Origin of the sequence: Chitinophaga filiformis (genome assembly GCF_023100805.1) — a bacterium.
Lineage (GTDB): Bacteria > Bacteroidota > Bacteroidia > Chitinophagales > Chitinophagaceae > Chitinophaga > Chitinophaga filiformis_B.
This window is the reverse complement of the sequence record NZ_CP095855.1, coordinates 4,744,637-4,760,306: the sequence shown is the minus strand read 5'-3', so window position 1 is coordinate 4,760,306 and position 15,670 is coordinate 4,744,637. Positions and strand designations below refer to the sequence as shown.

Here is a 15,670-nt window from a genome sequence, read left to right as displayed (position 1 = left end):
ATGGCAATTACTTTAAGCAGATCAGCGGAAATTCTGGCCACGCTGATAAAGAATGGCAAGGCCAGGGTGCTAAGTGATGCAGAAACTGCAGCTTTTTTCAAGCCGGTCCAGGGGCTGAAAGAGAAACTGAGGAGACAACTTCCTCCACAAAAGAAACCTAGACTGCGCTTTTAATTGACGTGCGAAAAGTGATCACTGATGCGTATTACATTTCAAATTGAATTCCCCTAAATTGAACTATAAGATGTCCGTATCATGATGATACGTTTTTTTATGCCTTGATCATGCCAATAAAAAAATGATCAACTACAGTTTGTGAACAAGAATCATTTTAAGTTAATCCTCGTCCGGCTTGTAATTGATCATCCGGGAAATTTATCAGCAACCACAAACCAGTTTTCTATACGTCACCAGCTAACGGTGGGCTCTCAAGACCAATAATTTATCAAAACCACGAACTTGCCTGCTCTTCGTCTTCAGCAGGCTGTGGCTTCTCAACGTCTTCTTCAGCAGGAGGGGGAACGACATCGTCAGCCTCCGTCGGATGTTTGCGGATGGCGCCTTCAATGACGGCATCCTGTTCAACTTCCAGCACGAGTGCGGTCACATCTCCCTTTACATATGCTTTGTTGCTGATAACAGCTTTATTGCTTACAATAATATCCCCATAGATCTTTCCGTAGGCAACAAGGTCTGTTGCATAGATATTACCGCGGATATTTGCGCTTTTACCTATGACAAGCATGCCCTCTGTACGGACATCGCCTCTTATATTGCCATCAATACGTCCGGGAATAGTGGATTCGACGGCGCCCTGTACGGACACCTGGCTTGGAATAAGGAACATGTCCTTTCCAAAAGCCTTTTTGATTAACTCTTTCAAGGGAAGCACATCACAAATTTGAGCCAGCAGATAAAGTTTCTTCTTCAAAAATAGAAATGATCGAGGATGCATTGCCCAGGTCAAGCCCTACACTGCGATGATGTTTGTCGTCTGATATTCTTAAAGAGTTGTACAAATAGCCTATGCTTACAAGATTTTCAGGATTCGGTGCTACTTCAACGGGAATGAAGTCTTTAAAATCTTCCATGAAAGCATCCGTCAGTTCGCGGTAGTGTGCACCTCCACCCATGAGGTAGATCTTGCTACAGTTTTCAAAGTCCTGGTCGGTAAAGTAGTTCCTCATCAGCGGAGACACCACTTCCTTGTAGTACTGGGTCAATAAAGCCTTGCGTACATCCTTCAGGTCAATACGTTTCCTGTTGGTAAAGATAGAACCTTTCATGAAAGCATCGTCCAGCTGGTGCTCATTTTTCATATCCAGGTAGTATTGTTTGTTCAGCTCGCGGGCCAGGTTGTTGATGGCATACTTGATACCGTGAGAGCTGAAGCAGGTACGGTGAATGAGGCCATCCGCCGTTGCCATACCTCCCTCAATAGTACCAAAACCGAAACTGACAGCGATAAAGTTTTCAGTCTTAGGATCACTGATGGTCTTTTTCAAACCGATAATACCTCCCACAATCTCTGGGATCACTTCATACCGCTCAATGTCCAGCATCCCTTTTTTGATAGCGCCTTTATTGTTGAAAGTATGCGTATCATATTCTATGAGGAAATGGCGTTTGTTCAGGAAGTTCTCTGCTGCGCCTTTATAGATGTTGTACGTTGAAAACGGAAAACCCATGGTAATGGACAATGGCTGCTGCACCCTATCCAGTACATTCACCAGTCCGGCCTTGAACAGGATCTCATAATCGTCCTCCTGTGGGGCGGCATTGGTGACACGACCAGGGTTGATCCCACCCCGTCTTGCCAGGTTCCCGACTATATACCAGTTTTCATCTTTTTTGATCTTCAATCCATTCAATAAGTCTTTTGAGGAATTTTCTGTGTTACCATACGCAGTTTCGAAAACACTCGGAAAGCTGATAGGTGTTACTTTCATGATAGCAGGATTATGTATATGATTAAAATTCAGGTTTTAGTTTTCAATAAACCGGGTCTATCTTTCACGTCTGGCAATCAGGGCATTAGGTTTTTCCACTGGGAGGGGCATTACTACTCCCGCACTACAACGACGTTAAATATATAAAATTATATTAAACATTACCAAGCGGAAACTGAACACTTTTTAAATATGTTGATTATCAGCATCTTACCGGATTGGCAAAATTGCTATGAAATGGTTAGCAACGCAATAGATAGACAAGTTACGGCCGACAGGTTTCGGGGGAAGGCATCTGCGCAGCTTCCAGGGCTTATTACCGGCTGCCGACGGTGGTGACCGCAGTTACAGCAGGTCGTACAGCCGGGGGAGATACCTGGCAGGAAAAGGCTCCTGCCAGGCCATAGGATAGCATTATTTACAGGATAGCATTATCTGGCAGTGTAATTGAATTCATACCTGGCGGTATCGTAGATGGACCAGTCCATGAACCCACGTACCATGGTTCCCAATGCATCCAGGTGACGTTGGATGGAAAGGTCGATGTGAGCGCCAAATGAAGGCAGCTGGGTTCTCAGCTCGTTGAAAAGCGCTATTTCCCGATTATGGATAGCGGCTGTTTCAGCAATAGCTTCCTCAAGGCTGATCTGTTGTTCATGTTCGATCACCACTACAAGATTATGATCGTCTCCATGGGCCAGTTCTTTGGACAGTGAAAAGAGATCATTCGCCCAGCATACTGCCCGCCGTGCAAGGTCGACCAGCTTTTGGAACTGCTCATTCTGTAGTACGAAAACAGGGAGGTAGGTCTGTGCTGCTACTTCGAGCATGTCTGTGCCCAGGTTGGCGCCGCTGAAGAAAGGACGCATCTGCATGTACTGAAACACGGAAGGATGTCTCCGCTGTTTCGCGTTCTCAGCTTCCCATACAGCAGCCTCAAAGGTGGCTTTCAGGCTGAGTGTGAACTGGCATTGCCATGACACTGTACTTAGCTGCCGCATCTTGTTCCAGAAGTCGCTAAGCGCTGCGAGTACCGGGTTGGTTTCCCTGCCGATGCATTTGTCGTACCGCAGTACATTAACAAAGTCAGTAATAACCTGTTGCAGGTAGCCCTGCTCCCGGTACGCTGAAGTCTCGGGAGTAACATGGTCCAGCAGATCATCCAGTACAAACAGCCAGGTGTTCAGATCATTGGCCGTGCATAGGAAATCCAGGTCTGCGTCCGGATAGGTGCGGGCCGTCATCCAGGCAAATTTGTACTTACGGAAGCGGTCGTACGCTTCGTCTGATTGCAGCAGGTTGAATTCCTGCAGCCAGGAGGAAGTGTGCCTGTCAATTTCAGACACAAAAGGGCTGATCTTTGCCTCAAACGGACAATTGAGTAATGGAACGTTAATTGGTTGCATAAAAATTGGGTTTAAAAGTGAGAGGAGAAAACTAATTCAGACAAAAATGTACTGTGATGACGCGACATAATCGCAGTCAAATGACGTGAGAGTCAGGAAGATGAGTAGTTATGCGGCCTGGACCAGGATGATCCGTCAACAGGGGGAAGAAAGCTTATAGTAATGCCGGGCTATTCAGGCATTTTTTGAGGGCAACATTCAACAGTTTAAAATCGACCGGTTTGATCAGGTAATCAGTGGCGCCGGCTTCGATCGTCGCGATCCTGTCTTCTTCGAAAACGTCGCCTGAAATGACTATCACAGGAACTCTTCTGAGCATAGGTGCGTTTCTTACATAGGCCAGGATCTCTCCGGCTTCCATATCCGGCAGATGCCTGTCTGCCAGGATGATATCGGGGGTGTAATGATGCAACAAATCTATCGTGTCTGCGCCGGTACCGCAGGATTCCAATTCACATCCCAGCCTCCGCAGGTATTGTGTCAGATAGATCCGGCTCATATCATCATCTTCTATGACCAACACTTTTACGCCGGCATAAGGAGCCTCGTCCATCCGTATTTCAGGTACTTCTTCCTGTGCGGCAGGTACTGCGCAGGCCTGCAAGGGAAAACTCAAGCTGAATTCCGTTCCTTTCCCTACTACGCTTTCCACCGAAATGTTACCTCCCAGCAGGTTAGCGAGATGTCGGGCAATGTGCAGTCCCAGGCCGGTGCCACCGGAAAAGCTGTTCCATCCTGTAATGAAAGGATCGAAGATAGGAGCTATCATATCCTGGCTGATGCCTTCTCCCTGGTCTTTTACTTTGATGCAGCAGGTGTCATTTTCCACAGTCGCCGATAAAGTAATGGTGCTGTTATCTGCCGTGAATTTTACTGCATTGAACAGGAGGTTGTTAATGATCTGGGTGAGTTTTACCTTGTCGGTGACCAGAAGCGTGGGAAGTTTCCGTTTATTATAGTTCGGTACAATATGCACACCCTTTGCTTTCGCAATGTACTGGCCGGTGTCTACGATATTGTCCAGCAAACCTCTGATGGCAAAAGCCTCATTGTGTACTTCATGCAACTTGCCTGCTTCTATTCTCGATAATTCCAGCACGTTATTGATCACATCCAGGGCGTGATGGCTGGCAGCGCAGAGGTGTTCTGCCTGTTTTATATAGGTTGTATCATTATTCTTTTTTGCATCCATCAGCAGTAACTGACTGATGGAGTAGATGGCATTCAGTGGCACGCGGATCTCATGGTTGGTTTCCCGCAGAAAAACGCTTTTATAGTTATTGGCCTGTTCCAGTTCAGCAGTCCTGATCTGCACCTGATGTTCCAGGTTCTCGCTGTGTTCTTTCTGCGCCTTGAGCAGTTCATCATTATGCTTTACGTAAAACATAATGATGAGAATGTTCAGGGATACAATGACAAGTATAGCTGAATAATGGATAACGATCTTGCTGAGCGGGTTAAAATCATATGGCGGAATAATGCCCGCCAGCCTGTTCACTTCGAGCATGACCAGCGTGATCATTGCCACTACAATACAGGTAGTGCGGAACATTTTATCTTTTACAATCAGCAGGGATGTTCCGATGAGAAATATAGCGAGCAAACTGGCTTCGACAACGTCCGACAGTAAACAGCCAAAATAGAATGTCGCTGCGTTGTGGATCATCTGCAGATAGAATGCGGCTATGTCGTACTTGCGTTTTTTGTTGAGGAATATAACATAAAAACAGGCAGATCCTTCCACGAAAGTGCCTAAAAAAAGACCAAGCTTTCCTGAGACAATATAGAAGAATGTCCCGAAGAATAATGCCATTACACCGGTGACTATGGCGAGAATGTTTACTTTAATGATCCTGCTTCTCTCATTTAGATCAAGGGTATCTGCACCAATCAGGGTAATTGCTCGAAATGTCCCCTTTATCGTCATTCGCGTTGGGTTTACTGGAATTGCTTCCGGGGTTTGTTAGTGTTGTTATAGGCCTGTATGATACACAAGTTGTCCTGTTTAGTCAGGACAGGTAATAATCCACAATATAAATAATTACGGACAAAAAAAGCCAAAGGAGAGGCCCTTCTGCCGGATAATAAGTACTTACCAACAGAAGGGCCTCTCCTTCAACAAATAATCTTTTCTGTATACGTTATTTAAAATCGGTATCTGTAAGACCGCTGTTTGTTTTTATTTCGTCTACCCTGAAATCGATCTGTTGTCCACCGATATTATTCTTCAGCAGGAAAGGGAATTTCACACCGTTTACGTCTCTGTAATCACTGGTTTCAATTGCACCAGTTTCCTGTTCTCCGCTGCGGCTTATTTTCTTTACCAGGAAGCCTGTAGTAACATCGTAATATAACTCAGTAACCAGATCCTCATCTTCTTTTACGGTGATGAGATAAGTGTCGGTACCGTTGTCGTCAGTAACGATGTTGGGCGACAGGTGTATTTCAACGCCATCTTTCAGGTAGCCCACTTCCGGGATCAGCGCCAGGTTAGCTTTGATGCGTTCTTTGGATGCAGCATCTACCGGTGTAGGTGTACCCATCTGTATAGCAGAAACGCTATCTCCGTTTACAACAAGTTTGGTAGCGTGAACATTCATCATCGGGATGAATACATCCAGCAGGAATTTGTCGGGCGATTTGAATTTCTTTGTCATTTTGATCTGAGTACCCTGAACAGAACCGGTAGCCGTGATAGTCTGGTCTTTGATGGCGTTGACCTTATCAACACCACCAATGGCCTGCAGGTATTTGTTGAGAACGTCCTTTGCGCTCACATTGGCAGGTACTTTCTTCGAACCACCGGCCCAGACATTGTTGGAAGGATCCACATCCGGGAAAGCTTTGTCAGGATCAATTACTACTTTAGTGATCCTGGAATCTGAATTATGTTTGAAGGTCCAGCTGCCGCCGCGCTGCCAGATCTCGGCAGGCAGTTTTACTGTGTCTGTCCGGCCCTTGCTGTCGGTAACGGCAAGCACTACCGGGAGTGCCATCTGCTCGAGGTTTTCTACAGTGATCAGTGCGCCTTTTGCAGGATCGTTGTTCACATATTTTACATCTTTCACGGCCTGATCGAGCTTCCAGCTGTTCAGGAACCAGCCTCTCCAGAACCAGCTCAGGTCTTCACCTGCTACGTTCTCCATTGTACGGAAGAAATCCCACGGCGTAGGGTGTTTAAATGCCCAGCGTTCAACATAGGTGCGGAAGGCATAGTCGAAGCGTTCTTTACCGAGGATATAGTCGCGCAGTATTCCCAGGCCCATTGCTGGTTTGTAATAAGCTGCAATACCCAGGTAACTGCTCTGGATCACATCAGGAGTGCTCATGATGGGATCTCCGCTCATAGCACGTCCCATTGACTGCCCCTGTTGTTTCTGGTAAAACTCTCCGTTATTGAATACTTTACCGGAGCCATCGTTGATAAAAGTATTGAAGCCTTCATCCATCCAGGCATATTTCCTTTCATTAGAGCCTACGATCATCGGGAACCAGTTGTGACCGAATTCATGATCGGTTACACCCCATAATCCACCGCCGGTACTTCTATGAGAGCAGAAAACGATACCGGGATATTCCATACCACCTACGATACCTGCAACGTTGGTGGCAACAGGGTAAGTATATTCAAACCATTGTTTGGAGTAGATCTCAATACAGCCTTTTACGAATTCTGTCGATCTTACCCAGCCATTAGGCGCCATGATGCTTTCTATAGGGTATACGGACTGCGCCAGTGCTTTTTTACCGCTTGGAAGGTTAATTCTGGCTGCATCCCATACGAATGCGGTAGAAGCTGCCCAGGCCACATCGCGTGCATTTTTACAGAGGAAGTGCCAGGAAAGCATGCCGCCTTTAGGTTGTGCTGATGCCACCTCTGCACTGTCCCTGATCATCACCGTCTGGTCGCTGTTACGCGCTTTGGCCAGCTGCGCCTGTTGTTTAGCGGTCAGCACCTGGGCTTCGTTCTGTAACTGACCGGAGCCAGCTACGATCATACCCGCAGGAGCGGTAATGGTGTAATCGAAGTCGCCATATTCCAGGTAAAACTCCGAAGCACCCTGGTAGGGGATAGAGTTCCAGCCCAGTACATCATCATATACCTCCATACGCGGGTACCATTGTGCGATCTCATAGATCCAGCCATAGCGGGTCTGCAGGCGGCCGGTACGGTCAGTTCCATATTGCGGCACCTCGTATGCATAGTCTACGTAGATCTTTGCCAGGCCGCCCTCTGCTTTCAGGGCTTCAGGCAGGATCAGCTGCATGCGGGTATCGGTAATATTATATTTTACAGCTGTTTTCTTGCCGTTGATCACTACGTTTACGGACTTGATGTTATAGCCTTCCGTAAAGGAGCGGTTGGCAAAACGACCACCGGTTACCACTGTAGTAGCAGCGCCGCGGGAATCTTCCCTGTAGATGTTCTGGTCGAGCTGCAGCCAGAGGAAAGGCAGTTTGTCGGGACTGTTGTTCTTGTAAGTGATGGTTACAGCACCGCTGATACGGTGAGTAGCGGTGTCCAGAACAGCGGTGATGGCATAGTCTGCCCTGTTTTGCCAGTACTTGTGGCCAGGGGCGCCGGAGGCGCTGCGATACTCGTTACCGTTGGTAGGATAAAACAGGGGGCTAAAGGCCTCGTGCTGGTCATACTTTGAAGTAGCAGTCTGTCCAACTGCCGCATGGACAAAACTTGCCAGCAGAAAACCAGAGCAGAGCAGGATTTTGTTGATTGTCATTAGTGTTTCAATTTGGAAATAGCCATAAATATAAGAAAAGCCATTTAAGCTCATAGCGAAAAAGCATAAAGTACAGTGCAATTTGTGTGACAGCCAAACACACATTTGAAAAAAAATATATCTTTACCGGCAGAAAGATACTTTAACCTATGAAATACTTCCGGACAGGCATGGGCCTGTTTTTCCTGCTATTCACCAGCCACTCTTTTGCACAAACACCCACACCAGCGCCATCTGTACAGCTTAGTGCTACGTTTCCGGAGCCCGGGGAGGGTTTTGACAAACTTGTGCTGTTGCCCGGTGGAAATACCTGTTACCTGCATTTTGACAAGAAGCAGGGGATCATTGTGAATATATATAACGAACAACATTCAATAGCGGCCACAGAGGTGATCAAGGGAAACCTGTGGGACGCGTCTAACATGAACGACACGGAAATTGATGGTATCTATGCCATTAATAACCAGGTAGTGATCTTCCTGCAACAGCTTGTGAAGTACAAGCCTAACCTGTACCGCCTGGTGCTGGATGGCAACAATGGTAAGCTGATACAGGAGGACAAACTGGGCGAATTGCCTACTGTATTACACCGGGATGTAATGGTGCAGGACAACCTTGCCTCGCACGATTTTTATGTGTCGAAAGACCCGATGAGCGGTTACTATGCAGTGGCCTCCTTTGCCGGCGGAGAGCTACAACGGAAGGAATCCGCAGCGGAAAGGGTACAGATACTGCACTTTACACCAGATCATCAACTGATCAGGCGTAGCTTTTACAGTGTTTCCGAAACAGACTATCCCTACCTGGGTTATATGGACATGGCGGTACAGGGAGCGGAGAAAATATACCTGGCCACCGTAGCGCTTAGCAGCCGCAGAAGCCTGAAAGATACCAGTGCCCTGGTGGTGATATCTGCCATTGGTAAGAACGACAGCAGCTTCATACATACTATGCTGCCTTATACGGCCAACTTCACGGATATCCATGCTTCCATCCAATATGCAGCTGCCGTGAATAGCCTGCAGGTACTGCTGACCACAACCAATAACCAGTCATCCAAAACACCTGTACCTGCCAGTTATATGAACTACCTGGACGGTGGCACGCTTGCGTCTAAAACCAGTCAGCCGCTGGCGACTGATAAGATCACTGCCTTTGCCCAGCAGAAGATGAAATATACGGATGCCTATACGGGGCAGCCACAGGCGCTCATCACACATGAAGATGGCAGTAGTACCATACTCCTGGAAACCATGAGCCAGTTCACCACTACCGGCAGTAATTCCTGGAATAAGATGCATACCAATATGAACGATATCGGTGTGAGCAGGTTAGATGCCAGTGGTCATGAGCAATCTGGTTACGCATTGGTGAAAATGCAGATCGCGAACGGTAGTTATGACCCCCTGTATTTTCATCGTAAAAAGAAAGGGCAGTGGTACTTCCGAAACAGGATACAGGTGTTGAATACGACGCCTTACCTGTCATACGAATATCTGCCTACGCCGAAAGCCACTTACATCATCTTCAATGACTATCTTGCTTACCTGGATCAGGGAGGTACCTACCAGGATAAAAAGCCGCTAAGGTATCTTACAGAAGCGAACACGGTTTGTTACCGGTGTACGGATGCCAGCCAGGAAAGGCTGTTCCTGTTTGGTACGCCTGAAACTTTCAAGGGATACTATTGTATGCTGGGTGCGTCTGACTATGATGAGAAGAAAGCTACTTATACGACCATTATGATCACGCGGAAAGGAGAGGAGAAGAAGGCGTGTATAGCCTGGGTGAAGTTTTAAGTTGTCGTTATTATTCACGCAAAATAACTGCGGTTCCGGTTTGCGTATATGTACTACATTTCACCTGGAAAAGTATTGTATTATTCACGCAAAGTAGCTGCGGTTTCAGTATGGGATGTCGGTCGGCGCCTCTCCGGAAGTCGATTGGGCTTTTTCAATCGAATAGGGATAGGGAATCGATAGGGCAGCACCGGTCGTGTCGCCGGAGAGCCGAAGGCCCGACATTCCCATCTGAAACCGGTGCTACTTACGCTCTCCCTATTAGCATATATTATCCCCCGTTCTAGCAGGGAAACCTGATAGGGTTGCCGGTAAAGTCCATAGTCAATAGTTAGGCTAAACTCTCCTGACAACCTCTGTTAGTACTGTGTGCCGTATGAAATGTTCCCACTCTATTAAGGCTAGAGGGCAATAATATTTAGAAGCCGCGCCTAAGTAGCAATGGTTTCAGATGGGAATCACCGGCCTTAGTTGTTTGAAGCATGCTCAAACGATTGATAGGGGTTTCATACATATCCAACAGTCCACACGATTTCAAATGCTTAATAGCACGCAGCTTCAAAGAACCACAGCCAGTGATCCCATACTGAAACCAGGCTACTTAGCGCAGATAATCGTAACAAAGGAACAGAAACCACAGTCAGCGCTCGCAGACCACTTAGCGCAGATAATAGCAAAGGAACAGAAACCACAGCCAGTGACCCCATACTCAAACGCTACTTCCGATTGCATTATGATCCCTGAACCGGAGATGTGATCAGCACTATTCAAAGTATTTGATTAATTCTCCATAAACATGTATATTCCATAGCGCTGTATAAATCCTGTCTGCAGTGTGTGCAATAGGCCCTGACTGGGTCTTTTACTTTGTCATGTGATTCACAAGCCCCCCTGTGTAGTGTTTGTTCATTTTCATTATCCAAAAACCAATTCCTATTATGTACACACATCAGCTGCCGGGCCTATACTGCCCTTTTCCGACTACCCTTAATCCTTACGTAGACAAAGCAGACAGACACACTACTCTTTGGGTAAAAAAACACCAGCTCGTTACAAATGAAGAAACATGGACTTATTATCACAGGCAAAAATTCACCTGGATGGTGGCCCGGATGTTCCCGACTGCCGATCTGTATGCATTGGGCATTGCAGCTGATCTTAATACCTTGCTGTTTGTACTGGACGACCAGTTCGACGAACATGGAGAAGGTACTGACGGCATCAAGCAAAGAGAGCAGTTTGAAAGGCTTGTGCATGCGTTGATTAGTATTATGAAGCACAACAGGCAGGTATCTCTTGAGAAAGGAGGGCCTGTGCTGAGCGCGATCAGCGATTTCTGGAAACGGATCCGCAAGCTGGGTAACCTGGGCTGGCAGGTACGTTTTATTGAAAGCCTGCAGCAGGCGTTTGCCGCTAACCTATGGCGTATTGAGCAGGTGAGCCGTGCTCAGTTGCCAACACTGGAAGAGTATATGAAATGGAGACCTTTTTTCAGCGGGGCCAGTTTTTTCGCCTATTTGCTGGAAGCGATAGAGGGATTTTCCTTACCAGACTACGTATTTCTTGACGGCACCGTGCAGCAGCTGATACAACTTTGCAGCAACACCATCTGCTGGGCCAATGACCTGTTTTCCTTTAATAAGGAACTCGAACAGGGAGATGAAATGAACATTGTTATGTTGATCCGCAATAACAGGGACTGTACCATCGACGAAGCCATTACAGCCGCCGTACAGATACATGATGAACAGGTGATGGCGTTTGAACGTTTATCCCGCCGCCTGCCATCATTCGGTACAACAACCGACGCAGAGTTGCGTCGTTATGTAGATGCGCTGGCGGTAATGATGAAAGGAAATATTGACTGGAGCGTGCGGGATACGGACAGGTATCATTTTACGATGCTGGAGACAGCTTAATAAAAGGCGATACGCCCATCACTAATTATAGGGGGAATTAGTGGTGGGCGTTAGCTCTCAGGTATTTTGACAGTGTACTATGCAAAACTTTGAAATCTATTGGCTTTACGAGATACTCATTTGCTCCTGCCAGTAAAAGTTCTTCACTGTTTTCCTTAAATGCATCTCCACTGGCTATGATCACGGGAACATTTTTAAGTACATCGTCTGTGCGGATCTGTTCCAGTGTATCTTTACCGCTCATGCCTGGAATATGGGAGTCCAGTATAATAATATCCGGCCTGGAGGCTCTGGCCAGCAGCAATCCTTCGAGACCGTCTGCCGCCAGTATGATGCGGCTGCCCATGCCACTCAGGAAACGGGACAACACCATCTGGCTCATTTTATCGTCTTCTATGATGAGGATGCTGGTATCGGAGAGATTGACAGATCCGCTATCGTCGTCCAATCCGTTATTGCATATAACGGCAGGTGTTTTTAGCGGAAGGATGACTGTAAATGTAGTACCCTTGCCGATCTTGCTGTAGACTTTGATCTCGCCGCCCATAGAAGTGACCAGGTGACGGGTGATATGTAGCCCCAGGCCGGTACCCTCCAGGAAGATATTCCGTTCGGTGACGAAGGCATCAAAGATAGTGGACTGCCGTTCACTACTGATACCCTCGCCCTGGTCGGTTACCTGCAGGCACCACTTATATTCATTCCTGAAAATGTCGAGTGTTACGATACTTTCCTGGCGGGTGAATTTGATGGCGTTGGATAGGAGGTTATTCAGTGTTTTCGTCAGCAATATCTTATCGGCCAGGATAAGCTGGGGGAGCTCCGGATCGGGGGTTGCTTTAATCTTTACTGTTTTCACACTGGCCACATACTGATGCATGTTAACGATACCTTCCATCCATTCCCTGACGTTCAGTGGGGCCACCTGCGGGGTATCGAGTTTACCGGCTTCTATGCGGGAAAATTCCAGTACGTTATTGATGATATCGCGCGTGTTGTAACTGGCTGCATACAGATGGTCGGCCAGCTGTTTGATGGGAGCCAGGGAGCGGTCCTGATCCACTTTCAGTTGCAAAAGCTGGCTAATGCCGAAGATAGCGTTCAGGGGCGTGCGGATCTCATGGCTGGTTTCGCGCACAAAGACTGTTTTTGCATCCGTGGCTTTGGCCAGCTGCGCGGTAAGGACTTCCAGGTCTTTATTATGTTCTTTCACGGTGTCGAGCATTTCCTGTACATGCAGCATTTCCTTGATCCGCAGTCTCTCGATATTCCTCACATAATAATAGATCACCAGCAGGTCGAGGATCAGGATGCTTGGAATGGTTACCCATCTGATGATGAACTGGGCTTCCATATGATCCTCAGGAGGTACAACAGGGGATATAAACCCGTTGTACATATTGATCTCCCCGATGAGGAAGGCGAAGATGGTAAACGCGATGCTGAAGACACGCCTGGGTTTATCCTTTTCAAATACCAGGAGGGAAAGCCCTATGAGGAAAATGAAGAGGAGATGAACCTCGGTAACTCTGCCCATGATAGCGCTGTAGTACTGGATGCTGATATTATTGATAATGATCAGCGCCAGCCCCGCAGCCGCATTCCGGCCCAGGAAATTTAAAAGAATGACGGTCGATAGCAGGCCGCATTCTATCATGGCAGGGGCGGAAATAGCGACATTGCCTGTTGTTATAAAGCAGCCGAGGCCGAAAGCGCCCGACATGGCAGCAGTAATCAGCGAAATAGTGTTCACTATTTTGAGCGTGCGTCTTTTGTCTTCATCGGGTTCTTTGCTGCAGCCAGCAATAGTTAGTAGTTGTAGTAGCGTCATGCACCAATCATTTACGTTAAAAAGGGGACATACAATTATGGATCAATACAGGTTCCCAACATGTACTCGGTCCATTCTGTCAATGTTTTTCAATCGGATGTTTTTGTAGCTAGTCGTCTGTAAGCAGTGGTATAATATAAAAATTCTGGGGCTAGTTCCACCTGCAATTTACATACATTCAAATTATATTACTTAGTATAATCAGTATACTTTTTATACCGTTTCCTTTAGTGCTTTGTTATATTTATTTTTGTTCAAATACAATAGGTAAGTCCAGGAATCCTGCTACTATAGTGCTTGGGTTCCTTATTGGCGCCTGGCCTGGCTTAAGTTGTATGTTCTTCATCTTTTCAAAGATGATCTCAAAGGCGATCTTCGCCTCCATTCTGGCCAGCATAGCACCTATGCAATAGTGCGGGCCATGTCCGAAGCTCACCATTTTGATGTTGTCCCTGTTGATCTTAAAAGTATCCGGATCGGTAAATACGGAAGGATCGCGGTTGGCTGCCGTTAGCCATACGTTCATGAGATCCCCTTTTTTGATGTGTTGCCCGCCTAGCTCCACATCCATCGTGGCAATACGGCACATGCTCTGTACGGGAGGCTCATAACGTAATACTTCGTTCAGTGCAGAGGGAAGGTCTTTAATATTAGTTGCCAGATGTGCCTGCACTGCAGGAAGGGTTGCGAAGGTATACATAGCGTTGGCAAGGAAACCATTGGTAGTTTCATTACCTGCTATCAGCAGGGCAATACAGAAGGCCAGTATGTCAGGCAGACTGAGTTTTTCGCCGTCTATTTCAGCCTGTAATAAGTGAGATATCAGGTCAGCGCGCGGTTGTTTGGAGCGTTCTTCCAGTAAGGTCATAAATAATTTACCCATTTCCTGCTGGGCCTGGAAATAGGCATCCATACCTATTACGGCAAGATCACTGGAGATAGCGTTGATCCAGGCATTTACCTGGTCATGGTCCTGGTTGGGTACGCCCAGTAATTGTGCTGTAACCCTGCCGGGAAGCGGAATCGAGCATGCTTTTACGAAATTCATTTCTCCTTTCTGCAAATGCGGTTCCAGCAACTCATTACATTCTTTCCGTATCCAGCTTTCCATTTTGGAGACGATGGATGGAGAGAATGCCTTTGTTACCAATGCGCGCAACTGGCGGTGACGTGGCGGGTCGGTTTGGTTCAGGTTGCTGCCCAGCAGATTATCGTCAGACTTGGGCATGTACTCATTGGAAAAAACCTCATAGTCGCTCAGCACCCTTTGCACGTCTTTGTGATGAAATACCTGCCAGGCGCCCTGGCCACCAAAATAAAACCTGAATGCCGGATCAAAATAAACGGGTTGTTCGTCCCGCATCTGTTGATGCCAGGTTAAAGGGGATGTCAAGGTTGTCGGAGTCATACAATCTTTGAGTTGTAAGTAGAATACTGATTCTGTGATATTGTCCCTGATATAAGATAAGATTACTAGAGCACTATATTATAGCTCATTAACATACACCTGACTAAAATAGTTTAATGTGCTGAGGAAAAAGTTAACCGCTTGTTAACAACTGAAGATTTCTCTCTTCCGGAACAGTATTCTCAAAAAAACCAGATAGATTGCTGCGATAATACCACAATATGAGATACTACTTGTCTATTACCATTGCTGCGCTGTTCAGCTGCTATGCATGTAAGCAGTCTGCAAGCCCCAACACCAGAGATCCATATGCACTGGCCGATACGGCAGATTATAAACTTACAGAGACATTACAGGGACAGGGAGGGGTTTATCTGAAGACGGAAGTGTATACGCATAAGAAAGACACATCGCTTTCCTATGTAAAGGTCTTTAACTACAACCGGCAGGTGGCTGCTGTACAATTTTACAAGCGTAATAAGAAAGACGGACCGACCATCACCTATAATGAAAAAGGCCAGCGGCAACTGGGTACATACTACAGAAATGATACGGTGATCGATATGCATCCATTTAATCAATAAAAATGCTTAATTTTATCATCAGAGATTTACTAATC

At 46.7% G+C, this 15,670-nt stretch carries 11 protein-coding genes; 4 read left to right on the top strand and 7 right to left on the bottom strand.

The window, feature by feature from the left end:
• Entirely contained in the window at positions 1-174 is a 174-nt protein-coding gene (locus MYF79_RS18625; protein ID WP_247809154.1) for a hypothetical protein, read from the top strand.
• A gap of 271 nt (positions 175-445) precedes the next feature.
• On the opposite strand, the gene MYF79_RS18620 is transcribed toward MYF79_RS18625, so the two are convergent.
• The 5 genes from MYF79_RS18620 to MYF79_RS18600 all read right to left on the bottom strand — a co-directional run bounded on the left by MYF79_RS18620 (position 446) and on the right by MYF79_RS18600 (position 8,094).
• The gene (locus MYF79_RS18620) at positions 446-883 is read right to left on the bottom strand and encodes a polymer-forming cytoskeletal protein (RefSeq protein ID WP_247809153.1); all 438 of its coding nucleotides are present in this window, start codon (positions 881-883) and stop codon (positions 446-448) included.
• A 10-nt stretch (positions 884-893) separates the two neighbouring features.
• Entirely contained in the window at positions 894-1,949 is a 1,056-nt protein-coding gene (locus MYF79_RS18615; RefSeq protein WP_199658837.1) for a ParM/StbA family protein, read from the bottom strand.
• A 431-nt stretch (positions 1,950-2,380) separates the two neighbouring features.
• A complete protein-coding gene (locus MYF79_RS18610; RefSeq protein ID WP_247809152.1) occupies positions 2,381-3,355 on the bottom strand; it encodes a terpene synthase family protein in 975 nt (324 codons plus the stop codon).
• A 154-nt stretch (positions 3,356-3,509) separates the two neighbouring features.
• Positions 3,510-5,282 (bottom strand): hybrid sensor histidine kinase/response regulator, encoded by a 1,773-nt coding sequence (locus tag MYF79_RS18605; RefSeq protein ID WP_247809151.1) that lies wholly within the window; start codon positions 5,280-5,282, stop codon positions 3,510-3,512.
• Between the two features lie 214 nt (positions 5,283-5,496).
• Positions 5,497-8,094: a M1 family metallopeptidase gene (locus MYF79_RS18600; protein WP_247809150.1), complete on the bottom strand. Its 2,598-nt coding sequence runs from the start codon at positions 8,092-8,094 to the stop codon at positions 5,497-5,499.
• A gap of 149 nt (positions 8,095-8,243) precedes the next feature.
• On the opposite strand from MYF79_RS18600, the gene MYF79_RS18595 reads away from it, so the two are divergent.
• Together MYF79_RS18595 and MYF79_RS18590 are read left to right on the top strand one after the other, a co-directional pair.
• The gene (locus MYF79_RS18595; RefSeq protein WP_247809149.1) at positions 8,244-9,893 is read left to right on the top strand and encodes a hypothetical protein; all 1,650 of its coding nucleotides are present in this window, start codon (positions 8,244-8,246) and stop codon (positions 9,891-9,893) included.
• A gap of 938 nt (positions 9,894-10,831) precedes the next feature.
• Positions 10,832-11,812 (top strand): terpene synthase family protein, encoded by a 981-nt coding sequence (locus MYF79_RS18590; RefSeq protein ID WP_247809148.1) that lies wholly within the window; start codon positions 10,832-10,834, stop codon positions 11,810-11,812.
• A 37-nt stretch (positions 11,813-11,849) separates the two neighbouring features.
• Here the strand turns inward: MYF79_RS18590 and MYF79_RS18585 are convergent, their stop codons facing one another.
• Both MYF79_RS18585 and MYF79_RS18580 read right to left on the bottom strand, forming a co-directional pair.
• The gene (locus tag MYF79_RS18585) at positions 11,850-13,643 is read right to left on the bottom strand and encodes an ATP-binding protein (RefSeq protein WP_247809147.1); all 1,794 of its coding nucleotides are present in this window, start codon (positions 13,641-13,643) and stop codon (positions 11,850-11,852) included.
• 244 nt (positions 13,644-13,887) lie between these two features.
• The gene (locus tag MYF79_RS18580; protein WP_247809146.1) at positions 13,888-15,006 is read right to left on the bottom strand and encodes a cytochrome P450; all 1,119 of its coding nucleotides are present in this window, start codon (positions 15,004-15,006) and stop codon (positions 13,888-13,890) included.
• Positions 15,007-15,272: 266 nt separating this feature from the next.
• Here MYF79_RS18580 and MYF79_RS18575 point away from each other — a divergent pair, with 266 nt between their 5' ends.
• Positions 15,273-15,635, top strand: coding sequence for a hypothetical protein (locus tag MYF79_RS18575; RefSeq protein ID WP_247809145.1), 363 nt, complete (start codon positions 15,273-15,275; stop codon positions 15,633-15,635).
• Positions 15,636-15,670 lie beyond the last annotated feature (35 nt).